Annotated in this window: 2 pseudogenes; one reads left to right on the forward strand and one right to left on the reverse strand. The window is 63.7% G+C overall.

Going from position 1 to position 364, the window contains the following annotated elements:
• Positions 1 to 131 (reverse strand): annotated as a pseudogene (locus ABGA94_RS06635) (pseudouridine synthase); the annotation flags it as partial.
• Between ABGA94_RS06635 and ABGA94_RS06640 the strand changes: the two are divergent.
• Positions 114 to 364 (forward strand): annotated as a pseudogene (locus ABGA94_RS06640) (hypothetical protein); the annotation flags it as partial. The pseudogenes ABGA94_RS06635 and ABGA94_RS06640 overlap by 18 nt on opposite strands.

Here is a 364-nt window from a genome sequence, read left to right on the forward strand (position 1 = left end):
CCTTCCACCTGCACCCAGTAGGTCTTGTCGGCCTTGTGCCTGGGGTCGGTGAGCTTGTGCGCCAGCGTGCCGTTGTCGGTCAGCAGCAGCAGGCCCTCGCTGTCATGGTCCAGGCGGCCGGCGGCCAGAACACCCGTTACAACGCCATCCGCATCGACGGCATCAGCGCCTCCGATCCGTTCGGCCTGGGTTCCAACAACCTGCCGACCGAGCGTCAGCCGGTGTCGATGTTGGTTGGCATGTCTTACATCCTTGTGCAGTCAGAGGGTTTGCCCCTCAAGGGTCAGTCCAGCAGCTGCAGATACTTCTGCAGCTGGTCGGCACGCGCGCTCAGGCGCATCACATCGTTCAGCTCGCCCTGCAG

The organism is Stenotrophomonas sp. 3diitr2024 (assembly GCF_042136455.1).
Taxonomy (GTDB): domain Bacteria; phylum Pseudomonadota; class Gammaproteobacteria; order Xanthomonadales; family Xanthomonadaceae; genus Stenotrophomonas; species Stenotrophomonas sepilia.